The organism is Litoribacter ruber (assembly GCF_018449405.1).
Lineage (GTDB): Bacteria > Bacteroidota > Bacteroidia > Cytophagales > Cyclobacteriaceae > Litoribacter > Litoribacter ruber.
In genome coordinates this window covers 40,975-64,793 of the sequence record NZ_JAHCMY010000006.1, presented here as the reverse complement: position 1 = coordinate 64,793, position 23,819 = coordinate 40,975, and the positions used below count along the sequence as shown (strand labels likewise).

The window sequence follows — 23,819 nt, the reverse complement described above, 5'->3', positions numbered from 1 at the left end:
ATTAGCAAATTCAAAAGCCACCAATAAAATTTGGTGGCTTTTTTGATGTTAACTGGCTTTTATGAAGAAATTATTCGTAATTTTTAATTTCAATTTTATTTAAGATTATGCAAAATATTGATTTTAATAGTAACCAAAAAAGTGAGATTTTTGAGCAGGTAAAAAATTATCTGCAAGGAGAAGGATACCAGATTATCACCCAAGATCAGAGTAGGCCTTGGGGTGGGTTTTTTGTCATTGATGAGGGGCAGATCCAGAAATTTAAAGATCAGTTTTTTCCTGAAGTGGAATTGGACAAATTGCAGTTGAGTCAAAAGCTGAGTCCGAAAATCCTATTGGTGGCTCCTGATAAAAGACTCTCATGGCAATACCATCACCGACGAGCTGAAATCTGGAAACTGGTCAAAGGTAATGGGGGCATTGTCACCAGTGACACCGATGAGCAAGGCGAGTTGAAAGACCTTAAAATAGGGGAGGTGGTCAAGTTGAAGCAGGGAGAACGTCACCGTTTGGTAGGACTAAAAGAGTGGGGTATGGTTGCTGAAATATGGATGCATGCTGACCCTTCAAATCCCTCTGATGAGGAGGATATTGTGAGAGTTGAGGATGATTTCAACAGGTAAATAAAAATAAAAAGCTCCAAGCCATTTAGCTTGGAGCTTTTTATTTTTAATTGCCGCCTCTTCGACTGTTGCCTCTTGAGTTGGAAGAAGATCTGGAGACAGTTCCTCCGCCGCTGCTTCTTGAGGAAGAAGACCTGGAGACTGTTCCGTTACTACTCCTTGAAGAAGAGGAGCTAGAAACAGTACCTCCGCTGCTCCGGTTTGATTGTCTAGGAGCGTTACTTCTTACCGCTGACCCAGATCCGGAATTCCTATTAGAAGGCCTGCTCTGCACATTGCTGCTGCGGTTTGCGGGGGCCTGCTGTCTGGTGCTATTCACATTGGGCGCCGAGGATCTCACCTGCTGTTGCTGCCTTGGGGCAGCCTGTCTGGTTTGAGTCTGAGCGGGTCTTTGTTGCACTTGGCCTCGCTGTGCTGGCTGTGCCGATACTCGGGATGGTGCTGCGGTAGCTTCGCTCTTTACGTTTCCAGAACTGTTTCTCTGCACACCGCTATTTGCCCGCTGTTGTACCGCTGAACTTCTCACAGGGGCAGTTCTATTCGGCCTGGCACCTCTGGTAAATTCAGAAGAATTGACGGCTCTGGAAGGTCTTGCCTGAGTGGCTGTATTTCGGTTTACCTCTGGCCTGTACATGGCCACAGATCCTCTGGCCACCGCAGATCTGCCCGGTCTGCCCGAGTTGCTTACCTGGTACACGGGGATGCTTCTTCTGCTCACCCTTTCCAAATCTCTTCTATGCGGACCTCCCACATATGATCTTTGATTGACGACCACCGTATTGTTGATGATGGTGGTTTGCTGATAGATATTTACTACCCTTGCTCTAGGCACAAAGTACCTGTGAACCCTTCTATGAATAAGTCTATTATGCGGGACAAAGACATAATGATGGTAGGGCAAGTTTACTACAACATTTATGTGTACTCCTGGAGCCAATGGAGCCCAGCCATAATAGCCTCCCCCTGTTCTCCAGTCTACCCATGCTGGCCCCCATTCATAGCCTGGAACCCATGACCAACCGTATCTATTGCTATAAAACCATCTGCCGTAATGAAATGGCGCCCAGCCCCAATCGAAATCCGACACCCAGGTATTTCCGTAGGAAGTCATTACCCAGTGACCATTTGTTGCGTAAGGATGAAAGTTTGCATGTACGTGAGGTACCCACACAAATCCATACTGAGGGTCATTTACCCAGGTACCGTAGGGCATCAATTCATCGTAAAAGACTTGAAAGGAGACAGCACCCTGCATTTGGGCATGTACCGGCTTATGGATACCTATGGATATGAAAGCCAATACTGCAAAAACCCTAAGCGCCTGCCTATAAGATCGGAAATATTGAAAGGGATTTCTCATAGCTGTGGGATTTAAGTATAAGGGAGTTTACGCAAGCTTTTAGTAATATGTTTGTTGTTAAAATCTTATGCGATAGTTTATTTTGCCTTTTTGACACACGTAAAATAAAATTTAACGTTATAACATGCTTTATTTCAAGACTTAGCTTTAAACCCATGCATGATTCTTAATTTTTGTTAAAAGAATTGCAAAGGTAATTGAATATGTTTATTTGGATGACTGCTTTTCCAATTTGTAGGCAGAAGTAAGGGTTACCGGCATGAAAATTTACGGAAAGAACACGCAGCGGCCCTAAGATGGGGACCGACTGCCACATGCTATATTAAAAAAACCGGAGTTTAGAAGACTCCGGTTTTTGTTTTTCTAGAAAAAGCCACACTCATGCTATAGCATACCTTCTATTGATTTTTCAAGTTCTCTGGCATGCTCCAAAAATTCCTTCACATTCATTTCCTTGAAGAAAATTAGGCCATGGCTAGATCTTACTTTGGCTGTTTCGTGTAGATAGAAGTAATTTTTTCCCAATAGCAACTGTATATCATTCAACTGGCTCACCCAGGTTCTTTTCGCGATGGTGCTGAATTTACCGTTGTGGGCGTAGCTAGGGAAGGAGGCGTTTACTTGACTGAGATAGCAATTGGCAAAACTATCCTCCATCACGGCCATATCCCCAAGGGAAACCGGCACGATCACATTGCATTCTGCTGGTTCAAATTTGAACCATACGTTTCTATAACCTATGATTTTTAGGTCTTTAAGGTCTTTTTCCTCACTCCACACCCTTACAGCTTCGGCGGTAGCCTGCAGTACTTTATAGTGGGTGTCAGGGCCGCTACCCTCCGGGTCAAGAGTAAGGCTGATTTTGGTAGGCTGGATCTTGCGGAACATCTCCACGATAGGCTCCACATCCCTTTTCTTTTCAGGCTGCTCGGTGAAAATGTCTCCCGTATAGAACCCTAGCCTTAAATGATGGACATTTTTGACCTGCACACCAAAGTGGGCCCAAACCAATTCCTCCTCAAACTCACGGATCATTCCTTTCAGTTTTTGGATCTTGGCCGGATTTTTCTCCCCGTCATAGGAATTACGCAGAATGCTGATCACCTCATTAATGGTTTCGCGAAGCCCTGCCGTGTTTTCTACCTTATAAATTTCCACCAAAGCTCTAACTACCCGGTGACAAAGACCTCGAAGGCTTTCCTCAGGGTCTTCAGATGCCACATTTGTGAGGTATTGATAGACATCCTTGTCGGTTTTGATTTTAAAACCCGATGTGTAGAAGTCTTCATACTTCACCATTTGAATCCTTCCCTCATCCAGCAATTGCTTGGTCTGTGTTAGAGTGTTGATTACAAAGGTGTTGGTAACCGCTGTGAACCCTGATGTTAAAACTGAAAAGTGGGCTTCGTTAGTGTTTTCCTGAAGCTGTGTGGTGATATGAGGGAGAATTCCCAAAGAAATGTCATCATGGTGCGGTCCGGTGTGGAGCAATACTTCATTCTTTTCTTTGGTTGTGCCCCTGTTGATTTTGGCTAAAATGCTATCCATTACCTCTTTAACAGTTTCTTCCGAAACATTCGGGATCATGGAAGTGTATTTATCTGCCTTCAAATCTTCCAAAGTCAGCCTGTGTCCATATTTGCCCAGCTTTTTACAGAGATCAATGATGGATTTTTCTGTTTTCTCCTGAGTCCAATCGCCTTGTTTATAATAATTATCGAGACTGTCAGTTAGTTTGCTGGCAGCTCCCTTGGTCATGTAGAACCTGCCGTTTTTCAGCTTTTGGAGTACGGTGGCAGGGTAGAGGTTGGTCATTGGAGTCTCCAATGAGTCTTTTACAATCTGGGCTTTTGCTTCACCTGCGGCGATGATGATTCCCACTGCTTCCGGATTATAAACAATGGTGTCTAGTCCGATGGTAATTACCAGACGGTTTGCAGAGACTTCAATCCCGCCAAGGTCCCCTGCAGCCACTGCCTGGGTTTCAAAGTTGGTTTCGGTAAGGCGGGTCGTGCTGAAAAGGTGGGAGCCTCTTGTATTGAAAGCAATGTGGCCATCAGGGCCAATTCCCCCAAGAAAAAAGCCGATTCCGCCTTTATCCCTGATCTTTTGCTCATATTCCCCACACCACTTATCGATGAGGTAGATGGATTCCTGCTGGATTTTTTCAAGCTTGGTGGCCGGTTCCCTGAATCTTAGGGAGAGGTCCACTTTTAAGTCAGGGAAGACCTGATGAAAATTTCTTCCTTCCGCCAGTGGAATCTCATCTGAATTGATTAGCAAAGCTTTTTTGGGGTCCAAACCAAAGCCGTCAATATAGAATTTGTTGACATAATGGAAGAAGCTGTTTTTTTGCCGGGAGGAAATAGGATAAAATTCATCAATCTGCACAAAGTGTAGCCCTTCCAGTTTTGGCTTCTTCACCGAAGTCAAACCGTATTTTGAACGTATTTCTTTTCCCTTTTCGGTGTCCCAGTTTTCAAGCAGAAATTGCGTCCACTTGATAAAAAATTCAGGGGTTTTGCCAGTTGGTAAACTGATTACCCCTTCAGGATTGGCTGCAGCCCATTCCAAAAACCTACAGGCTGTCATCAGGCCTAGCTTCGGGAAGTTGTCAACTGTCAAATAAGGGATTAAAGTAGAATTGTGGCCTTGGCCGGCTTCTTTCTGAAAGCTTTTTTCTACTTCTGATAATGGGTAACTACTTGGCATATTGTTTAATGTTTTGGTAAAATGCTTTGTTGGTTGTCAATTCATCAAATCCTCGAAAATCTTATCCACAACCACTGCCACCCCGCCGAGTAAGCCTACTTCCTTACCCAGTTTGTAAAGAACCAGTTCTGACTGTTCCCTTGACTTGGCCATGCTGTATAGATTTAAGGCCTGCTGTATGGGTGTTAAAAGATATTGGTGTGCCTCTGCCACTGACCCTCCTATGATGATCATGTCGGGGTTGAGCAGTTGGATGAGTATGGAAATGCCGCGGCCTAGATCAAGTCCCGCATTGGAAATGATGGTAATGGCCCGCTGGTCTCCGGCCAGGGCAGCTTCCACCACCCAGGAGGGTTCTAGCTGGTTTTTCCTTTCCTTTGCAAGCCTGCTTAGAATGGAGTCTTCGTCGGTCTTGATGGCCTCCTTGGCCATTCTTACAATGGCAGTTCCGGAAGCAACAGCTTCCAGGCAACCTTTTTTGCCGCAGGTGCAGGTGATTTCCCTGGATTCGAAGATGGGGGAGTGGCTAAATTCACCGGCAAACCCAGCTCCGCCCCGGTAAAGTTTTCCGTCAATAATAATCCCCAAACCAATACCCCAGCCTATAAAGATGCCTAGTACATTTTGCTTTTTATCTGAGTGCTGCCCAAACTTGAATTCAGCCAAGGTCATTGCTCTGGCGTCATTTTCAAGATAAACCTTCCTTTCAAATTTCTTTTCCAGCCTCTTCTTAAGGCTTTTCTTTCCAAAATTTAAGTAGCTGTGATTGATTCCTTTTTCTGAATCCACCAGCCCAGGCATGGATATTCCGATGGCAATTATCTTTCGGTCGGGTAAACCGGAATTTTTAATGGTATCTTCAAGAAACTGCTCCAGTGCCTCATATGTCTCCCTTTCATTGTTGAGGTTAAGATTTTGAGATTCTATCTGGGAACATTGTCTATGCGAGCTGTTATAAATAGCCGCCTGGACTTTGTACTTGCTCACATCCACAGAAAGCACGTAGAAGGAGTCGTCGGTCAAGGCGTATAGGTCTGGCTTTCTTCCCCCTTGGGATTCACCTTGTCCCTGCTTAATGACCTCTCCGGATTGCTGGAGTGCGGTCAGAAGGGAGTTTACAGTGGGTAAACTCAACCCCAGTTCTCCTCCTATGGAGCTGGCGGTATTGTGCGTATGGGTATAGAGATGCTTGATTATCTTAATCTTGTTAAGGTAATTTTTAATCTCCACCACGCCTTCCTTCTGCTCGAGTACTTTGTCGGGGTTAATCAGGTCCATAGGTCTAATTTAATGCAATTTAATAAATAAACAAATAAGTAAACAATACTTTAATAAAAAAATTAATTAAGTTATTGTTAATGGTTTAAAATTTTACCTTTTGGTAATGGCTAGTCAAATAGGTAAAAAAGATACTAAGATTTACTTATGATAAAAATTATTGCATGCCCATAAATAAAAAAAGCCCCAAGTGGGGCTTTTTGTTTAAATGTTGCTGACTTTAATCAAAATTTTGGAACGGGAGGTCTACTTCCGGTACGTCTAGGTTTACCACCTCGTCATTTTCAAAAATAAGGACTTCATCAAGTCGGCCATTTCGGTTATAATATTTCCATTGCCCCTCTTTTTTGCCATCTTTCATTTCGCCTTCAGAGGCAAGTCTTCCGTTGTCATGATAATATTTCCACGTTCCTTCTGCCTTGCCTGACAGATAAGTACCTTCAGACTCTTTACGGCCATTTACATAGTAGGTCAGGCGGGTGCCGTTTCCATTTTGCAAGGTGCCAGGGTCCAAAGTGGATGTGCCATCATAATTGTTGTATTCACCTACGTTGAGCAACCTTCCGTTTGCCCAGGTTTCTTCCTGGGTCAATTGCTTGTTGTCATAAAACAATCCCCAAACGCCGTCTTCAAAGCCATAAAAATATGAGCCTACAGACTTCAACTGGCCTCCGTCGTAATAGTATACCCATTGGCCGTGTTCGCTACCGAGTTGATATTCCCCTTCAGCGATCAATATCCCAATTTTGTTGAAATACTTCCAAAGACCAGATTTCACATCATTTCTGTATTCACCTATGCTGTAAAGCTCTCCCTCAGGGAAGTAATTTTTCCATAGCCCCACTCTTGAACCGTTTTCAAATTGACCTTCCACGGAGATGTTATTGTTGCTATGGTATTCCACATACTCGCCATGGGGAAGACCCAGCTCGTTGTAGGTTTTTCTTTTGGCCAAATTCCTGTTTGGGTAAAACTCCTCCCAGGTGCCTGTAGGAAGGTCATTTCTATAATTTTCAGTTCGAGCTACCCTTCTGTTTTCGTAATAATAGGTCCATTCACCGGTCCGGTTGCCCTTATTGTCATATTCGGTTTCGGATTCTACCGTTCGTGAGAATGGGAAGTATTTTTTCCAGCTTCCAACTCTTCTTCCCAAGTTAAACTCACCCTCTTCCTGTACATTATTTTCATCATCGTATCTTTTGAAATCTCCGTGGGGCTTATTGTTTTGATAGTTGGCCTCTACCAATATATTGCCATATTGGCTATATTCGCGGTATCTGCCCTCCAGTTTGTCATTTTTAAATGTTTGCACAATAGCTAGTTGCCCGTTTGGGAAGTAAGAGTTCCAGGTCCCTGATTTCTTGCCATTTTCAAACTGCCCTTCCAGCTTTAACTGTGGGGACCGGCCTTGAGTTTCGTTGATATTATAATATTGCTTATACGGGCCCACCAAGACACTATCTTGGAAAACCGACTCTAGCAATACATTTCCCTTCTGGTCAAATTCCTTGTATTGTCCATTCAACACATTGTTGCGGTAATCAGCCCTCATTTGGGGTTGGCCATTCGAGTGGAATGCCACCCATTCGCCATCCTTTTGACCTTCAACAAATTTTCCCTGCTGGATGACCCTATTGTTGGTGGGATTCATGAATTTCCATAAACCTTCCATTTTCCCCTCGGCCATCACACCGGTGCCCATTATGGTGGAGTCAGAGTTGTATAGGGTTACGGTTTGGGCCTCGGTGGAAATCGCGGGGATTAGGAAGGCAAGGAGGAATAAGACTTTTGCAAAAATATATTTCATGGACAATGAGGTAATTAATTCCTTAGGATGTTACGACAGTCAAAGCTACTAGGTTACTAAATTAACTTATAATCTTTAAAAAGTAGGCTAAATTCGGCAAAATCGCAAAATACGTTCCAATTCTTCTAAAACCTGAGACTTCAAATTTCCCATGGACCCGCTCATTTCTAATTTTTTAGCAAACTGGAGATACCTGAATTTCGAAATGTGTTCTTCACAACTTAGAATTGGGGTAGGAGTTCCAGAAAGCTGTTTGAAAAAGTTTGCATAATCATATGGATTCTTTCCTTTTGGAAGAATAAACCCGTTTTCCAGAAATTTCGCAGCCTTTTTCTTTTCGACTAATTCCTTTCCAAATTTTTCCCCAAAGAATACCAATACAAAAAGCCCATGGCCCCACCAGTTCAATACCCTGATGTTGTGTCCATGGGTTTTGTCAAAATCCCTGAATATGTCCAAAACCTGATAGGGACAATGGCCCAGCTCATTGCCCATACTGACCTTGCATCCCTTGCTTTCGGGATACATGTCTGAAAGTTGGCTTTGTGGAAAATGGTTGGCAATATCCGTGAAGAGATGCTTAAAGGCTGACTTCAGCTCAAAGATCTCTTCATGGATGTCCCTGTTCTGTAATAACTGGATGTTCAATTTAGGTTCTCCCATCCTACCAATTGAGAAGTGCGGAGGCCCAAGCAAATCCGCTACCGAAGGCGGCAAGACAAACCAAGTCACCGGATTTCAATTTTCCCTGCTCAAAAGCCTCACTCAGGGCTATTGGAATGGTGGCCGCTGTGGTATTCCCATAATACATAATGTTATTAAAAACCTTGTCATCGGGAAGCTGCAATTTTTCTTGGATGAATTTGCTGATTCTCAAGTTGGCCTGATGGGGGACAAGCAGGTCAATTTCTGATTTGTCTTTTCCATTTGCTTCCAGGGCCTCTTCGATTACCTCCTGGAATTTGACTACGGCATGCTTGAAAACGGCGTTTCCGTTCATCTGCAGCTTGAAGCTTGGGCCCTCCACAATATCCGGTGATAGTCGATTTTCACGGCTGCTACCCGGATCTTTGACATAAAGTTCCTCGCAATAGTCCCCATCGGCGTGGAGATGGGTGGACAAAATCCCATGATCGGAGGTTTCAGTGGCCTGTAACACTGCTGCTCCAGCTCCATCGGCAAAAATCACCGCACTTGACCTTCCCTCATCAGTCTTGTTTAAGGCCGAAGATTGGATCTCAGCTCCTATAATTAAAATATTCTTATACATGCCGGTTTTGATATATTGATCAGCAATGGATAAGGCATATATAAAGCCGGAGCAGGCATTTCGGATGTCCAAAGCACCGATGCCCTGAAGCCCTAGCTCCCGCTGTACCAATACACCATTTCCCGGAGCGAAATAATCCGGTGTGCTGGTGGCAAAAACTATAAAATCTATGTCCTTAGTATCTATACCGGCACGTTCTATTGCCATTTTGGAGGCCTCTACCGACATGCTGGTAACAGTGTCCTTTCCTGGGGTAAACCATCTTCTTTCGTGGATTCCGGTTCTTTCGACGATCCACTCATCATTTGTGTTCATCATTTTGGACAGCTCATCATTGGTGACCACACGGTCAGGCAAATAATGGCCAACGCCAACTATTCGTGATTTTTTCATGGGTTTATAGTCAATTATAAAAATCTTTATTAAAGAATAACAGGTAATCTACTGTTCTGTTTTGGCCAGCTTCTCTTTGATTTTCCAATAGCGGTACAGGCCCGCCACAGACATCCAGCTGGGATTGGCTTTCTCGTATTTATCAAGGGTCTCCTTGCTCAGACCGGATTTTTTCAATTGGTTTTGGGTATAGGTTATGAAAAGAGGTACTACTTCCTGCTGTTCCACCTTTTTCTCATAATATCCCTTTATCCATACAGCCCAATCATCCAGAATAAGTTCGAGTTCTTCAAAATGGGTGTCAATTTCAATCACTTTTCCATAATGCGTAAGGTAAAGGGCAGTAGGTTGGAGGGCTTTTATTCTTTCAATGGATTTCTTCCAATCCTCAATATGGATGTCAGGTGGAGGACAAGGTGGTGTGACCGGCCCCCCGTCAATTTTCACCCCAGCCACATCACCGGTAAATACGGTGTCCCCATGTTGCCAGGCAATGTGGTGTACTGCGTGCCCGGGCGTAAACCAGGCTTTCAGGGAAGTGGAGCCAATGCTTATGGTTTGCCCATCGGTCATGGAAATTAACTGCGAGGGTGGAATGGCTTTCATTTCACCCCAAAGCTCCTCCATCTGATCCCCATAGATCATCTTGGCTGAATTCCAGAGTTTATCGGGATTTGCCAAATGGGGTGCGCCTTTGGGATGAAGGTAAATCTTGGCACCATGATTCGCAAATTTCCAAGCGGCACCCGCATGGTCAAAATGAATGTGGCTGAGGAAGACATGTTGAATGTCTTCTATCTGATAGCCTATTTTTTCGACCCCAGACTGTAAGGCCTCAAAAGTGCTTTCAGGTCCCGACTCAATCAAAATAGGCCCCTCGCTGGTTTCCACCAGAAAAGCAGCAATAGAGTTGGGGATTTTCTTAAACTGCAGGTCTATGATGTGAACAGTGTCCATTATCCAAAGAGGGTATAGTTGCCAAATTGGTCCATTGGGGAGGTTTTCTTGATCAATGAAGGGCTATCGTTGCTCACCTGGTTGACCATGGGTGAAACTGGGTAACTCATCATTTTGGCTTGGTCATAAGGCTGAAGGCAGCTTTTGAGAGCCTCCAATTCCGTTTGTTTGTCAAGCCATAATTTCTCCGTTTCGGGAGTGAGGATCACAGGCATCCGATCATGTATTTCGGAAACCATGGGGTTGGCTTCAGTAGTGATGATCAGAAAGGTGTGCTTGTTTTCCCCATTCTCATTTTCATATTCCTCCCAAATTCCTGCAAAGGCAAAGGCTTTTTCATTTTCCAAAACAAACCTGTAAGGACTCTTGGATTTTTTGCCCAACTGTTTCCATTCGTAGAAACCATCAGCCGGAATGATGCATCTTCTTTTTTGAAATGCTGTCTTAAAAGAGACTTTCTCCGAAATGGTTTCCCCTCGTGCATTAATGAATTTTTGGCTCACAGGCTTGTTTTTGGAAAACTCTGGGGTAATGCCCCAATAAAAATGGGAAAAGCCTTCAGGGCTGTCAGAGGTGATGACCGGCATGAGCTGGGTAGGGGCCACGTTGTACCGGGGGTTGAACTCCCCTGGCATCTCGGCCTGAAACCTTTCCTCTAATTCTATCTTTGATTTTGCTAATGAATATCTTCCGCACATGGTGGTGGTTGTTTATTAAAGTTTTTGAAGTTACTCATCCGAACTGATAAATTCAAATGCGCGTTTTTCTGACCAGTAAATTTCCCCTCGGCTTCTGGGGCTAAAACCAACGTGTCCCCCTTGCTCTGGAAACTCCATATAGACTTTTTCGAGCTTTTGTGCCAATTCTTTGGGGTAACAAAGAGGGCTCAAAAAGGGATCGTTGACTGCATTTAAAATTAGGGTGGGGATTTCAATTCCTTCCAAAAAATACAAACTGGAGCACTTTTCATAATAATCGTGGGCATCATCATATCCGTGCAGAGGTCCGGTATAGACATCATCAAAGTCCTTTAAGGTTTTGACCCTTTTGAGTAAACTTATGTCAATATCCGAGGGGTGGGAGGCGGCTTTCCTTATTATTTTATCTTTAAGGGTTCTGAGAAATTTGTTTGAATAGATAAGGTTTTGCCCTTTGGATATCTGGATACAGGAGCTTTCCAAGTGCAAAGGGACAGAGATTGCCACTGCCTTATTCAAAATGGTGACTCTTTGTCTTTCTTCTCCCAGATATTTTAGAATCAAATTTCCTCCCAAGGAGAACCCCACCAGGTTGATCTCTTCATAATTTTTCTGGGCATGGGCAATCACCGTGTCCAGATCGTAAGTGGCGCCGCTGTTATAAAATATGGGCCGCAGGTTTTGCTCCTCACTGCAGCCGCGGAAATTCCAGTTGAGCACATCATACCCTTGGGTGTAAAATTGATGCGCCATGCCTTGCATGTACGGGCGACGACTGTTGCCCTCCAAACCATGGCTGATGATAACCAGTTTTCTGTTCCCTTTTCTGAGCCAATCTAGATCAAGAAAATCACCGTCAGAAGTAGTAATCCGCTCTCTTTCAAAAGGTAGTAGGTTGACCTTGCGGAAAAGGCTGGGCACGATGGTTTGCAAATGCCCGTTGAACAAGAATCTGGGTTTGAGGTAATCTATATTTTCAATAAGAGGCATAAAGGGTAACTTTCTGCGCTGTGGGAAGTTTTGGAGTCATGAAAATACGACTATTAAATTTGAATAAAGACATTTAAGAACTATTTTTGGACTCCTGAATATTGAATTGGAATAAATCAAACTTATGGCCGAAATAATACGAATGCCCAAAATGAGCGACACCATGGAAGAAGGGGTGATCGCAGCATGGTTAAAAAAAGTAGGTGATGAAGTGAAGCCAGGCGATATCCTTGCCGAGGTGGAAACAGATAAAGCTACTATGGAGCTGGAATCTTACGAGGAAGGCACCTTGCTTCATATTGGTGTAGAAGAGAAAGACTCCGTCCCGGTAAATGGCGTGATTGCTATTATAGGAGAAAAGGGCGAGAATATAGATGACCTATTGAAAGAAGCTGGCAATGGCGGCGGCCAGTCAGATAGTCAGCCTAAAGAAGAAAGCAAAAAAGAGGAAGAGAAAGAAGAATCCTCTTCTGAAGAAACGGAAAGCTCCGATGAAGAAGTGGATACTTCTGACATCAATGCCACATTGATCACCATGCCTAAGATGAGTGACACCATGCAGGAGGGTACCATTGCCAGCTGGTTGAAAAAGGTAGGTGATGATGTCAAATCCGGAGATATCTTGGCTGAAGTGGAAACCGATAAGGCTACCATGGAGCTCGAATCATATGAAGATGGTACATTGCTTTATGTGGGCGTAGAGGAAGGCGAATCAGTAGCCATTGACGGTGTTATTGCTATCATTGGTGAAAAAGGTGCAGACTACGAGAAACTTCTCAAAGCGCATGAAAGCAAGTCCTCTGGCAAAAAAGAAGATAAGCCTGCTAAAAAAGAAGAACCAAAAGCAGAATCCAAAAAGGAAGATAAGCCAGCCGAAAGCAAAAAAGAAGAGTCTAAGCAGGCCACTTCATCCGCTCCTTCTACTACTGAAGGTGGCAGAGTGAAAGCATCTCCTTTGGCCAAGAAAATGGCAGAGGATAAAGGCGTGGATATTTCACTGATAAAAGGAACAGGTGAAAATGGCCGAATCATCCGTAGGGATGTGGAGCAGTTTGACCCAGCCTCCGTACAGCAACCAGCTGCAGCTTCAGCCCAGGCAGGTGCTCCAGCGATCGGACAGGAATCATTTAGAGAGGAGAAAGTCTCTCAAATGAGAAAGACCATCGCCAAGCGCTTGGCAGAAAGCAAATTCTCCGCACCGCACTTCTACCTGACCATGGAAATCAACATGGACAAGGCTATCGAGGCGCGCAAGAGCATGAATGAAATTGCTCCTGTCAAGATCAGCTTCAACGATATGGTAATCAAAGCCGCAGCGGCAGCTTTGAGACAAAACCCTAAAGTGAACTCCTCTTGGTTGGGTGACAAAATCCGATACAATGACCACATCAATATTGGTATGGCAGTAGCGGTGGAAGAAGGATTGTTGGTGCCGGTGATCCGTTTTGCGGACAATAAGTCATTGTCGCAGATTTCACAGGAGGCCAAGTCCCTAGGAGCCAAAGCCAAGAACAAGGAACTTCAGCCAAAGGATTGGGAAGGCAATACCTTTACAGTTTCCAATTTGGGAATGTTCGGTATAGATGAATTTACCGCTATCATCAACCCGCCAGATGCTTGTATCATGGCTGTTGGGGGTATTAAGGAAACCGTAGTAGTGAAAAACGGTGAGATGAAAGTAGGAAATGTCATGAAAGTAACCTTATCCTGTGACCACAGAGTAGTCGATGGTGCAGTAGGATCTGCTTTCCTTCAAACCTTCAAAAACCTACTTGAAGATCCAGTTAGAATCCTGATATAATACTTCGTACATCGTACCTCGTGCTACGTACTTAAAAATAACTTCTGTCAAAAAGTCCTGATCTTTCGGGACTTTTTGCTTTAGTACGCCATTTGATACATTAGGACAAAAGGAATCGATACTTTTAGCAATTCTTAAACACTAGATATGGAAAAGATCAAATCCACCACCGTGGTGGCCATCAAACATAACAATCAGGTAGTAATCGGTGCCGATGGGCAAGCCACTTTGGGTAACACTGTGGCCAAAAGCAGCGTAAACAAAATCCGTAAACTGCAAAACGGTAAAATTGTAACAGGTTTTGCCGGGTCTACCGCCGATGCTTTCACACTTTTGGAGAAATTCGAGGAGAAGCTAGGAGCCTTCGGCAACAATATGAAAAGGGCCGCAGTGGAGCTGGCCAAAGAATGGCGAACTGATAGGATGCTGAGCAAGCTGGAGGCCATGATGATCGTGGCAGACAGTGAGGATATTCTGATCATTTCGGGTACCGGAGACGTGATCGAACCGGATGAATATATTGCAACCATCGGCTCAGGAAGCATGTATGCCCAATCAGCTGCACGCGCACTCAAAAAGTTTGCACCCCAGCTGTCCGCTGAGGACATGGTAAGGGAAAGCTTGGGAATAGCGGCAGACGTCTGCATTTACACTAATCACAACCTCGTGATTGAAAAAGTGCAATAGTATTCTAGAAATTTAATTAGCTCTTAATCGGCTCTAGCAAAAATTGAATGATCAGTTTTTCTAGAGCCGTTTTATTGATGGGTTTGGTAGTGCAGTCATCCAATCCCGCTTCAAGGCAACGCTCCCTTTCATTATTGAGTGCTGAGGCTGTCAAAGCGATGATAGGGACGTTTTCGCCGTTGGGAAGCTTTCTTATTTCCCCAGTTGCCTCATAGCCGTTCAACTCTGGCATTTGAATATCCATTAGCACTAAGTTGATAGGGTGGGAGCTGAAAATTTCAACTGCCTCTCTACCATTTTGAGCTTCGTAAACTTTCACTTTTGGCAAGAGTTTTTTGACGATCTTTTTGGTCAAAATCATGTTTACCGGATTGTCTTCCGCCACCAGGACTTTCACATCCAGGCTCTCAAGTACATTCAATTCAGACACCCCAATATCACTTTGAACTGTTATGCTGTCGGGATTCTGTTTGATAGCCCTATCCACACTAACAAAATTAATATCGCAATAAAACCTACTGCCTTCTCCAAGGATGCTTTTAAGTTTTAATTTGGAGCCCATAAGTGCCAATATTTTATTGCTTATGGTAAGCCCAAGGCCCGTACCTCCAAATTTTCGTGTGGTAGAAGTATCTTCCTGGCTGAAAGCCTCGAAGATCTTGCTTTGGTTTTCTTTTGATATTCCGCAGCCTGTGTCCTTCACCGAAATCCTGATTACGCGCTGGTTATTGATTTTTCGAAGCTGCAGAATGGATAACTCTATTTCCCCTTTCTCAGTAAATTTAATAGCATTGCTCAATAAATTGATCAGCACTTGTTTGATTCTCAATTCGTCCGCTAAAACCAAGCTGTCAATATTGGAATCGAAACTGTATTTCAGGGTAATGTTTTTCTGATATGCCTGATAGGCGATCAAATCCTTGCTTACCGCCCCAAGTTTCTTCAAATCCACAGGCTGAATTTCCAGTTCCATTTTGCCAGCTTCTATTTTGGAGAAATCCAAAATGTCGTTGATTATTCCTATCAGGGAGCTTGCAGACTGGTTAATCAAACCCACATACTGCTTCTGTTCAGGATTGAGCGGTGTGCCGGAAAGCAATTCGGAAAAGCCAATTACGCCATTCAGTGGAGTGCGAATTTCATGACTCATCACGGAAATGAAATCCGATTTCGCTTTGTTTGCCTTTTCCGCAATTGCTTTGGCCTTCCTGACTCTCTTCATGCTGAATCCAATAATGATCAACAGAATGAGCACTGTGACGAATAGCAAAATGAATACATTCCGTTTAAAAATCTGCTGGTTAAGCTGCTCCTGTGCCATGAGCTCATTAGTCAAAGCCTCATGATTGATTTCCTTCAGCTTTTGGTCAAAATCGAATTTGGCCTCCAGCCTTCCCATATTCCTGGAGTTGACTTGGCTGGATAAGGAATCGGACCACGCTGCATATAGAGACCGGTATCGATAGGCTTGTTGCCAGTCACCCAAACGCGCCTCAATATCTGCCATGTAGTTGTAAAGAGTAACAATGTGATCCTTAAACTCGTTTTCCAAACTTAACTCCAAGCCTTCACGAAAATATTCCTTAGCCTTTATGTAATTGCCATTCCGTAGATGGATTTTTCCCAATCTAACCATCACGGATGCCCATGACGATTTGGAATTGGGGTTTTGTAAAAAGGCATATGCCTTTTCAAAATAACTTTGGGCCAAGGTAAAATCCCCTTTGGCTAAATATATATCCCCGTAAGTCCTGTAAGCAAATCCTTTGTGGTAATCAATCTGGGTAAAGTTCTCTACCTTGTTAAGGGTATATAATGCACTGTCATATTCCTTGTTCATATTATGGAGATAAGCCATATTGTTTAAAGACCTCACAATTAATAGACTGTCTCCAATTGCGACACTTTCTTCATAGGCCTCCTTCATATATTTCAATGCTGCCTGATGATCCTTGCTACCATCACTGTAAATGGCCCCGATATTAAAAGCTGAGCGGACGCTTAACTTGGGGTGGTTTAGCAAATTTGTCTTCTCGTGTGCTTCCAGCGCATACTCCAAGGCCTTTCCATAATTATCCTGTCGGTAGTGTATCCAGCCCAAGTTGATTAGACTTTCCGTTTGGCCGTATTCATAGCTTAATTTTTTGGACTGCTCATAGGCGAGTTCGGAATTTTCCAAAGCCTCTTTGATGTCGCTTTCAATATGCTCAGTTGACCATTTATTAAGACTGTCGATTTTTTCGGTTGAAGGGGAGGAAATCTGGATGTCCTGGTATCTGACACTGAAGGAAAGCAATGGAATTAACATCAGCATTTGAAATCCCACTAAAACCGACTTTTTCATAACTCACTTATTTTTGCATTTGGCATTACAAGTTTATCGTTTTGACTGCATAAATATGTAGATATAGCGAAATTCTCTTGTATGGGCCCAAAAACCAACTATAAAATTTCTACAAAATAAAGAATTATTTTAAATTATACCTTTAATCATAAAATGAATTGCCCTTATTCAGGGGGATTTGAAATAAATCCGGTCAGGACTCCAAGCCCTGACCGGAAGGAAAATCAAACGGATGCCTCTTTTTTCTCCACTATGGATACCTCATTTGCCACCACCTCGGTAATCCACTTTTTGGCCCCGTCCTTATCGTTATAGGTCCGGGTCACCAGTTTGCCTTCCACGCTTATTTCACTTCCTTTATCGGCTTTTTCTTCCAAGTATTCTGCCTGCTTTCCCCATGCCACCACGTTGTGCCAATTGGTTTCTGTGGCAAATTCGCCTTTGGCGGTTTTGTAGCTTTCATTGGTGGCCAGATTTAACCTGACCATCTTTCTGTTGTTTTCGAATGTTTTCACATCTGGTTTTGATCCCAGTCTTCCGATTAGTTTTACACTGTTCATGGTTATAAATGATAAAAAGTTTGAAATTGATTTATCACCCCGAGAGGCTTGCGACAAAGTTGGGAAGAGTCCTGCAGCTTAGGCGGGTAAAAATTGCTTAAATCTATTTGTAAACGGTTGTAAACGTTTGCGTTACTGTAATTTACTTACTATCTTCAGTTGTTTTTTCAACTATAACCCATTTTTTATGATAGATACCAACACCAAAACCTGCGTAAGCTGTCACAAAGCCCTGAAAGGAAGGGCTGACAAAAAATTCTGTGATGATTATTGTCGCAACCATTACAACAACCAACTCAAGTCGGTGACCAACAACAGTATTAGAAACATCAATTATGCCCTCAAGAAAAACAGGCATATTCTGGAGGAAATTCTTTCAGAGCGGGAAACCTGCAGAGTCAGTCGTGACAAATTACTAGTCGACGGCTTCCATTTTAAATACCATACCCACATCTACGCTAATAAAAAGAACAACCTGTATAAGTTCTGCTATGATTTTGGTTATTTAGACCTTGAGGATGGAAGCTTTTTGATCGTGAAGACTAGAAATTAGACATCTTCCATCCTTTTCTCAAAACTGTTATCATCCTTTTCATCCAGATCCTTTTCAAGGTAGTCCTTGATGTAGAGCTCTCTCAACATGACCTGTATCACCGCTACCAGTGGAGTGGCCATGATTACCCCGAGAGGACCAGCTAGGATGCCAAGAAGGATCAGAGATGCAAGGGTGATGACAGGAGAAATGGATACCGTCTTTTTATAGATGTATGGCACTAAGACATAGCTTTCCAATTGCTGAATGACCAAGAAGAAGATGCCCACCCAAAGGGCTGTCATCGGGCTTACCAGAAATGCAAGCAAAACGGCTGGTATAGAGGCTAGGATAGGACCTATGTTTGGAATAAAATCCATAAGAAAGGCTAAAAAGCCCAGAGCAAAGGGGGCTGGTACCCCAAATAACATCAATCCAATTGCTGTGGCAATACCTATAAACAGCATGGCGATAAACTTGCCTAGAAGCCACGCCTTCAGCGCGAGATAAACTTGGTTCAGCACATCTTCCAGCCGCCTTCGAAATCGTGGGGCAGCCAACACTACCACGCCCTGGACATATAGCTGGGGGCTTGCAGCAAAAAAGATCCCCATAATAAATATGACCAGCAAATCACCAATAACCCCAAAAGTCCCCGCAAAAAAGCTTCTGGCATATTGCATGAGTTTTTCATCTTCAGGAATAAGGTCATCCTTGTTTTCCTCTACTCTTTCAAATAAAGTTTTTCCCAACTCAGTTTCCTTTATTGTGGATTCAATATTTGACCAAGCTTCAGGAAGTTGTTCACGTACCTCTGCCGCTTGGTTGGCCACCGTTGGAATGATCAAAGTAAAAATACCACCCAAGACAATAAGGAAGGTAAATAGGCTAATAGTAAGGCCGGCCCAATCAGGAAGATTGAATTTTCTCTTGAGGAAATTTGTCCCTGCCCGAAGCATGACAGCCATCAATATGGCCGTAAAAATTAAAAGGAAAAACTGGATGGCATAACCAATAAGCCAAAACAACCCGATTAAAAATAAAACGATTATGGCTGCTGATAAAATTTTGTTGTTGAATCTTGAATGTTGGTCCATGAAAGGGAAAAGTAGTTAAGTTTAGGGGTCTGTACTAACAACTGATGTATCTACAAAGAGTTTAATTTTACTCATTTGATAACCGGCACATCATTTTTCCCTTACTATCTTTTTCTACAAAATTCAATGAAAAATTTCTATATTCATATTTATGATTTGAATAAAAGCCATACAACTAATTAAATATGAAAAGAAAATTACTGTTGACAATAGCAGGTCTAGCCCTGTTTCAGGTAGGAACATTTGCCCAAAAAACTTACATACACGCCGGCAAAGTGGTGGATGTGAGAAACAATAGTATGCTCCAGGAGAGAACCATCCTGGTGGAGGATGACAAGATTATTTCCATCACCAGCGGGTACCATTCGGGTGGGGAGGAGGATAAAGTAATCAACCTAACGGACTATACCGTGATGCCCGGCTTGATGGATATGCATGTGCACATGGAAAGCGAGACCGGTCCTTCACAGTACATAGAGAGGTTTACCAACAACGAGGCTGATATAGCTTTCAATGCGGCGGTATATGCTGAACGAACCCTTATGGCTGGTTTTACAACCGTTCGGGACCTGGGAGGCTCTGGGGTGAATATTTCCCTTCGAAACGCTATCAATGCCAACAAAATAAAAGGTCCCAGAATATACACTTCCGGCAAATCAATCGCTCCCACTGGAGGGCATGCCGATCCAACTAATGGCATGAAAGAATCACTGATGGGGGATCCGGGGCCAGAAGTTGGAGTAATCAATGGAGAGTCAGACGCCAGAAAAGCTGTTCGCCATCAAGTAAAACGAGGAGCCGATCTAATCAAAATCACAGCTACGGGTGGGGTGCTAAGCGTGGCCCGGGATGGTTCAGCACCCCAGTTTCAGCAAGATGAAATAAACGCCGTAATCCAGACAGCCAAGGATTTTGGAATCCATGTAGCCGCACATGCCCATGGGGATGAAGGCATGCAGCGTGCCGTGGAGGGAGGAATCCATTCCATAGAACACGGCACGATGATGACGGAAAAAACTATGGAAATGATGAAAGAAAACGGGACCTGGTATGTTGCTACCATCACCGCGGGCATGTCCGTGGCCGAATATGCCAAAATCCCGGGGTACTATCATCCGGCCGTAAAGGCCAAAGCAGAAGCTATTGGCCCCCAGATACAGGGCACTTTTGAAAAAGCCTATAAAAAAGGAGTAAAAGTGGCTTTTGGGACCGATGCGGGGGTATTTCCTCATGGCGAAAATTACAGAGAATTTATCTATATGACTGAAGTGGGGATGCCCAACCTAGAGGCCATTCAGTCAGCTACCTTGAGGGCAGCTGAACTATTGGGAGAGGAAGATAAAATGGGTGTACTGGAAGAGGGAATGCTTGCCGATATCATAGCCGTGGAGGGGGATCCCGAGCAGGATATAGCAGTGATGGAGAAAGTGGTGTTTGTGATGAAGGGCGGGGAGGTTTTCAAAAACGGAAAGGAATAGGTTGGATCAAAACCAATTTTTCTTTTTGAAATAATACAACATCAACCCAGCGCTGAGGATGAAAAACACCCAGACAATTAAATAACTGTATTCCCATTCCAGCTCGGGCATATAGGTGAAGTTCATACCGTAAACACCAGCAATGAATGTCAGAGGGATGAAAATGGTGGCTATTATGGTCAGCGTTTTCATCACCTCGTTTTGTTTGATGCTCAACTGCGTCATGTAAATTTCCACCAGTGTTGTGATTGTTTCCCTTTGCAGTTCCAGATTTTCCAGAATCTCTATGGTGTGCTCATAGGTGTCATTGAGATAGATCTGGTTCTTTTCATTAAGGACCGGGTGGTCTGATTTTTTCCAATCAGAAATGATTTCCCGCATGGGCCAGGTGTTCTTTCGGATCTCCTGGAGAGTTTTTCGGTGGATGTATAAATCCTCCAGTTTCACTTTTTTCCTTGCCTTTATGATTTGATCCTCTAAATCTTCATTGGCTTCACTTACCATTTCCATTACCTTGTAATAATGGTCGGTGATGGCGTTGATCAGGGTGTAGGCAAAATAATCGGAACCTAATTTCCTCATCCGGCCGGTTGGGTTTTCTAATCTGGTCCTGATAGGGTCAAACACATCCTTGTGGTTTTCCTGAAAAGTGATCACATAATTGGGGCCTATCAAAAGGCTGATTTGCTCAATTTCCAACTCTTCCAAAGCTCGTTTGGTGTAAATCATTTTGGTACTGACGAAAACAAAATCATCAAATTCCTCAAATTTTGGCCGCTGTCCCGCGTCCATGATGTCCTCAATGGTAAGGGAGTGGATGTTTAAAAGATTGCCAAGTTCAGATATCAGCTTATGATCGCCTAGGCCGGAAATGTTAAGCCATATTTTGTGGGGGCCTTTCAGGAGTTCGGTTAATTGCCCGGCACTGGTGAGAAGGTGTTTCTCGAAAAAATTTTCTCCAAACAAATAAAGCTCCATAGGGGAGCTTATTGATTCTATTTGAGCCTCCATATTCATTTAAAGAAGCTTTTTTAGTTTTTCAGGTGTTAGCGGTTTTTCTATAAACCCACTTACACAGTCATATTCCTCAGCTTTTTGCCTGTCCTGAAAATCAATGGAACTGGAAAGCATTACGATTTTGTCCTTTCTGCAGTTGCACGAATCCAAATACTGGCTCAAAAAGTCCCAGCCGTTCATTACGGGCATGTTGATGTCCAAAAGAATGAGAAGCCTTTCTTCCTTGTGCAAAGATTGTATGCAACCCAAAGCCTTCTCGGCTTCCAGGTATTCGGCCACCCTCGGACTAATGTCCAATTTACTAATCAACCTTTTGTTAATCAGGTTATTAATGGGGTCGTCGTCAATTAATACAATTGAATCAAATGAATACATCAATCGTTTTAAGCTTAGTTGGTCTATAGTTTTATCACCAGTAGCAGGTAAGTTACAATTATAAATTTATTATAAAAAAAATATCATATTAAATTCTACTTAGAAATGTACACATGTTGCAGAAGCCAAAAAAGTGTATAAAAAAAAGCGAGGATACCTGCTGATATCCTCGCTCTAATATTGAGAAAGTTGGTATTACATCATACCGCCCATTCCGCCGCCGCCCATTGGAGGCATGGCTGCTCCGCCTTCTTCTTTCACATCAGCTACCACACATTCGGTAGTAAGCAATAGAGCTGCGATAGAAGCTGCGTTTTCCAAAGCCAATCGGGTAACCTTGGTAGGGTCGATAACACCGGCTTCGAAGAGGTCTTCAAACTCATCCGTTCTAGCGTTATAACCATAGTTTCCTTGGTTTTCTCTGATTCTGTTGATGATCACAGAACCTTCACCGCCAGCGTTGGAAACGATAGTTCTCAATGGAGACTCAATCGCCAGTCTTATGATGTTGATACCCGTATCCTGATCTTCGTTGTCACCTTTCAGTGAATCCAAAGCTGAAGCAGCTCTGATCAAGGCAACACCCCCACCTACTACTACACCTTCTTGTACAGCAGCTCTGGTAGCGTGAAGCGCATCATCCACTCTGTCTTTCTTCTCTTTCATTTCAACTTCAGTAGCCGCACCGATATAAAGGATAGCTACACCGCCAGAAAGTTTGGCAAGCCTTTCCTGAAGTTTCTCTCTGTCATAATCAGAAGTAGTCTTCTCGATCTGAGATTTGATTTCAGAGATTCTGCCTTGGATAGCAGAGGAGTCACCGGCACCGTTTACGATGGTGGTGTTATCTTTGTCAATGTTGATTTTCTCAGCAGTACCAAGATACTCAACAGTTGCGTTTTCAAGCTTGTAACCTCTTTCTTCAGAAATCACGGTACCGCCAGTCAAAATCGCGATGTCTTCCAACATAGCTTTTCTTCTGTCACCGAAACCTGGAGCCTTAACAGCCGCAACTTTCAGCGCACCTCTGATTTTGTTTACCACAAGGGTAGCCAAAGCTTCACCGTCCACATCTTCAGCGATGATCAACAAGGGTCTGCCGGACTGCGCCACTGGCTCCAATACCGGAAGCAATTCCTTCATGGAAGAAATCTTCTTGTCATAGATCAAGATGTATGGGTTCTCCAATTCAGCTTCCATTCTTTCAGTGTTGGTAGTGAAGTATGGAGAAAGGTAACCTCTGTCAAACTGCATACCTTCTACAGTTTTCACTTCAGTTTCGGTACCTTTTGCTTCTTCTACAGTGATCACACCGTCCTTACCAACTTTGTCCATGGCATCGGCGATCATCTTGCCGATTTCCTCGTCATTGTTGGCAGAAACTGTAGCTACTTGCTGGATTTCCTTAGAAGTAGAGATTTCTTTGGAGTTAGCCTTCAATTGGTTCACAACCGCTGCTACAGCTTTGTCGATACCTCTTTTCAGATCCATTGGGTTGGCACCTGCGGCTACGTTTTTGATCCCTACGTTGAAGATAGACTGGGTAAGCACGGTAGCGGTGGTAGTACCGTCACCGGCGTTATCAGCAGTTTTAGAGGCAACCTCTTTCACCAACTGAGCACCCATGTTTTCGATTGGCTCTTCCAATTCGATTTCCTTAGCTACGGAAACACCATCTTTAGTGATAGTAGGAGCGCCAAATTTCTTGTCGATGATTACATTACGACCTTTTGGTCCCAAGGTAACTTTTACTGCGTCAGCAAGAGCATCTACACCTTTTTTCAGTTTGTCTCTCGCGTCGGTATTGAAAAATAATTCTTTAGCCATTTTTGAATGAATT

20 protein-coding genes are annotated in these 23,819 nt (G+C 43.5%); 5 read left to right on the top strand and 15 right to left on the bottom strand.

All coding sequences use genetic code 11. The annotated features are described in order from the left end of the window. The first annotated feature begins 107 nt into the window (after window positions 1–107). The gene (locus KI659_RS11870) at window positions 108–623 is read left to right on the top strand and encodes a cupin domain-containing protein (protein ID WP_213945569.1); all 516 of its coding nucleotides are present in this window, start codon (window positions 108–110) and stop codon (window positions 621–623) included. A gap of 46 nt (window positions 624–669) precedes the next feature. Here KI659_RS11870 and KI659_RS11865 read toward each other — a convergent pair whose 3' ends face one another. The 9 genes from KI659_RS11865 to KI659_RS11825 all read right to left on the bottom strand — a co-directional run bounded on the left by KI659_RS11865 (window position 670) and on the right by KI659_RS11825 (window position 12,088). Further along, window positions 670–1,983, bottom strand: a complete 1,314-nt coding sequence (locus KI659_RS11865; protein ID WP_213945568.1) for a DUF6600 domain-containing protein — start codon at window positions 1,981–1,983, stop codon at window positions 670–672. Window positions 1,984–2,367: 384 nt separating this feature from the next. Then, entirely contained in the window at window positions 2,368–4,695 is a 2,328-nt protein-coding gene (locus KI659_RS11860; RefSeq protein ID WP_213945567.1) for a PIG-L family deacetylase, read from the bottom strand. A gap of 36 nt (window positions 4,696–4,731) precedes the next feature. Continuing rightward, window positions 4,732–5,973, bottom strand: a complete 1,242-nt coding sequence (locus KI659_RS11855; protein ID WP_213945566.1) for an ROK family protein — start codon at window positions 5,971–5,973, stop codon at window positions 4,732–4,734. A 220-nt stretch (window positions 5,974–6,193) separates the two neighbouring features. Beyond that, a complete protein-coding gene (locus KI659_RS11850) occupies window positions 6,194–7,780 on the bottom strand; it encodes a toxin-antitoxin system YwqK family antitoxin (RefSeq protein WP_213945565.1) in 1,587 nt (528 codons plus the stop codon). An 87-nt stretch (window positions 7,781–7,867) separates the two neighbouring features. Beyond that, window positions 7,868–8,443 carry a hypothetical protein gene (locus tag KI659_RS11845; protein ID WP_213945564.1) on the bottom strand — a complete coding sequence of 192 codons (576 nt, stop codon included), beginning with the start codon at window positions 8,441–8,443 and terminating at the stop codon, window positions 7,868–7,870. 1 nt (window position 8,444) lies between these two features. Next, the gene (locus KI659_RS11840) at window positions 8,445–9,443 is read right to left on the bottom strand and encodes a 3-oxoacyl-ACP synthase III family protein (protein WP_213945563.1); all 999 of its coding nucleotides are present in this window, start codon (window positions 9,441–9,443) and stop codon (window positions 8,445–8,447) included. A gap of 48 nt (window positions 9,444–9,491) precedes the next feature. Then, window positions 9,492–10,400, bottom strand: coding sequence for an MBL fold metallo-hydrolase (locus tag KI659_RS11835; RefSeq protein ID WP_213945562.1), 909 nt, complete (start codon window positions 10,398–10,400; stop codon window positions 9,492–9,494). Then, on the bottom strand, window positions 10,400–11,098 hold the full coding sequence (locus KI659_RS11830; RefSeq protein WP_213945561.1) for an SOS response-associated peptidase: 699 nt from the start codon (window positions 11,096–11,098) through the stop codon (window positions 10,400–10,402). Before KI659_RS11830 ends, KI659_RS11835 begins: the two co-directional genes overlap by 1 nt. A gap of 30 nt (window positions 11,099–11,128) precedes the next feature. Beyond that, window positions 11,129–12,088: a YheT family hydrolase gene (locus KI659_RS11825; RefSeq protein WP_213945560.1), complete on the bottom strand. Its 960-nt coding sequence runs from the start codon at window positions 12,086–12,088 to the stop codon at window positions 11,129–11,131. A gap of 124 nt (window positions 12,089–12,212) precedes the next feature. On the opposite strand from KI659_RS11825, the gene KI659_RS11820 reads away from it, so the two are divergent. After that, window positions 12,213–13,889: a pyruvate dehydrogenase complex dihydrolipoamide acetyltransferase gene (locus KI659_RS11820; protein WP_213945559.1), complete on the top strand. Its 1,677-nt coding sequence runs from the start codon at window positions 12,213–12,215 to the stop codon at window positions 13,887–13,889. 147 nt (window positions 13,890–14,036) lie between these two features. Then, window positions 14,037–14,576, top strand: coding sequence for an ATP-dependent protease subunit HslV (hslV, locus tag KI659_RS11815; RefSeq protein ID WP_213945558.1), 540 nt, complete (start codon window positions 14,037–14,039; stop codon window positions 14,574–14,576). A 16-nt stretch (window positions 14,577–14,592) separates the two neighbouring features. Here the strand turns inward: hslV and KI659_RS11810 are convergent, their stop codons facing one another. Both KI659_RS11810 and KI659_RS11805 read right to left on the bottom strand, forming a co-directional pair. Next, a complete protein-coding gene (locus KI659_RS11810) occupies window positions 14,593–16,920 on the bottom strand; it encodes a tetratricopeptide repeat-containing hybrid sensor histidine kinase/response regulator (RefSeq protein ID WP_213945557.1) in 2,328 nt (775 codons plus the stop codon). A 224-nt stretch (window positions 16,921–17,144) separates the two neighbouring features. Next, window positions 17,145–17,480, bottom strand: a complete 336-nt coding sequence (locus KI659_RS11805; RefSeq protein ID WP_213945556.1) for a single-stranded DNA-binding protein — start codon at window positions 17,478–17,480, stop codon at window positions 17,145–17,147. 187 nt (window positions 17,481–17,667) lie between these two features. Between KI659_RS11805 and KI659_RS11800 the strand changes: the two genes are divergently transcribed. Next, window positions 17,668–18,033 (top strand): BTB/POZ domain-containing protein, encoded by a 366-nt coding sequence (locus tag KI659_RS11800; RefSeq protein ID WP_213945555.1) that lies wholly within the window; start codon window positions 17,668–17,670, stop codon window positions 18,031–18,033. Here the strand turns inward: KI659_RS11800 and KI659_RS11795 are convergent. Further along, window positions 18,030–19,109, bottom strand: coding sequence for an AI-2E family transporter (locus tag KI659_RS11795; protein WP_213945554.1), 1,080 nt, complete (start codon window positions 19,107–19,109; stop codon window positions 18,030–18,032). The two genes, KI659_RS11800 and KI659_RS11795, sit on opposite strands and share 4 nt — an antisense overlap. Window positions 19,110–19,294: 185 nt before the next feature. Between KI659_RS11795 and KI659_RS11790 the strand changes: the two genes are divergently transcribed. Beyond that, window positions 19,295–20,587: a metal-dependent hydrolase family protein gene (locus tag KI659_RS11790; RefSeq protein ID WP_213945553.1), complete on the top strand. Its 1,293-nt coding sequence runs from the start codon at window positions 19,295–19,297 to the stop codon at window positions 20,585–20,587. A 6-nt stretch (window positions 20,588–20,593) separates the two neighbouring features. Here the strand turns inward: KI659_RS11790 and corA are convergent, their stop codons facing one another. The 3 genes from corA to groL all read right to left on the bottom strand — a co-directional run bounded on the left by corA (window position 20,594) and on the right by groL (window position 23,806). Further along, window positions 20,594–21,565, bottom strand: coding sequence for a magnesium/cobalt transporter CorA (corA, locus tag KI659_RS11785; protein WP_213945552.1), 972 nt, complete (start codon window positions 21,563–21,565; stop codon window positions 20,594–20,596). Between the two features lie 39 nt (window positions 21,566–21,604). After that, window positions 21,605–21,979 (bottom strand): response regulator, encoded by a 375-nt coding sequence (locus KI659_RS11780; RefSeq protein ID WP_213945551.1) that lies wholly within the window; start codon window positions 21,977–21,979, stop codon window positions 21,605–21,607. Between the two features lie 195 nt (window positions 21,980–22,174). After that, window positions 22,175–23,806, bottom strand: coding sequence for a chaperonin GroEL (gene groL / locus KI659_RS11775; RefSeq protein ID WP_213945550.1), 1,632 nt, complete (start codon window positions 23,804–23,806; stop codon window positions 22,175–22,177). Between the last annotated feature and the right edge of the window lie 13 nt (window positions 23,807–23,819).

Bases quoted from the DNA above. Each gene is read 5' to 3' on its own strand.
- KI659_RS11870 (WP_213945569.1), top strand. From the start codon at position 108: ATGCAAAATATTGATTTTAATAGTAACCAAAAAAGTGAGATTTTTGAG.
- KI659_RS11865 (WP_213945568.1), bottom strand. From the start codon at position 1,983: ATGAGAAATCCCTTTCAATATTTCCGATCTTATAGGCAGGCGCTTAGG.
- KI659_RS11860 (WP_213945567.1), bottom strand. From the start codon at position 4,695: ATGCCAAGTAGTTACCCATTATCAGAAGTAGAAAAAAGCTTTCAGAAA.
- KI659_RS11855 (WP_213945566.1), bottom strand. From the start codon at position 5,973: ATGGACCTGATTAACCCCGACAAAGTACTCGAGCAGAAGGAAGGCGTG.
- KI659_RS11850 (WP_213945565.1), bottom strand. From the start codon at position 7,780: ATGAAATATATTTTTGCAAAAGTCTTATTCCTCCTTGCCTTCCTAATC.
- KI659_RS11845 (WP_213945564.1), bottom strand. From the start codon at position 8,443: ATGGGAGAACCTAAATTGAACATCCAGTTATTACAGAACAGGGACATC.
- KI659_RS11840 (WP_213945563.1), bottom strand. From the start codon at position 9,443: ATGAAAAAATCACGAATAGTTGGCGTTGGCCATTATTTGCCTGACCGT.
- KI659_RS11835 (WP_213945562.1), bottom strand. From the start codon at position 10,400: ATGGACACTGTTCACATCATAGACCTGCAGTTTAAGAAAATCCCCAAC.
- KI659_RS11830 (WP_213945561.1), bottom strand. From the start codon at position 11,098: ATGTGCGGAAGATATTCATTAGCAAAATCAAAGATAGAATTAGAGGAA.
- KI659_RS11825 (WP_213945560.1), bottom strand. From the start codon at position 12,088: ATGCCTCTTATTGAAAATATAGATTACCTCAAACCCAGATTCTTGTTC.
- KI659_RS11820 (WP_213945559.1), top strand. From the start codon at position 12,213: ATGGCCGAAATAATACGAATGCCCAAAATGAGCGACACCATGGAAGAA.
- hslV (WP_213945558.1), top strand. From the start codon at position 14,037: ATGGAAAAGATCAAATCCACCACCGTGGTGGCCATCAAACATAACAAT.
- KI659_RS11810 (WP_213945557.1), bottom strand. From the start codon at position 16,920: ATGAAAAAGTCGGTTTTAGTGGGATTTCAAATGCTGATGTTAATTCCA.
- KI659_RS11805 (WP_213945556.1), bottom strand. From the start codon at position 17,480: ATGAACAGTGTAAAACTAATCGGAAGACTGGGATCAAAACCAGATGTG.
- KI659_RS11800 (WP_213945555.1), top strand. From the start codon at position 17,668: ATGATAGATACCAACACCAAAACCTGCGTAAGCTGTCACAAAGCCCTG.
- KI659_RS11795 (WP_213945554.1), bottom strand. From the start codon at position 19,109: ATGGACCAACATTCAAGATTCAACAACAAAATTTTATCAGCAGCCATA.
- KI659_RS11790 (WP_213945553.1), top strand. From the start codon at position 19,295: ATGAAAAGAAAATTACTGTTGACAATAGCAGGTCTAGCCCTGTTTCAG.
- corA (WP_213945552.1), bottom strand. From the start codon at position 21,565: ATGGAGCTTTATTTGTTTGGAGAAAATTTTTTCGAGAAACACCTTCTC.
- KI659_RS11780 (WP_213945551.1), bottom strand. From the start codon at position 21,979: ATGTATTCATTTGATTCAATTGTATTAATTGACGACGACCCCATTAAT.
- groL (WP_213945550.1), bottom strand. From the start codon at position 23,806: ATGGCTAAAGAATTATTTTTCAATACCGACGCGAGAGACAAACTGAAA.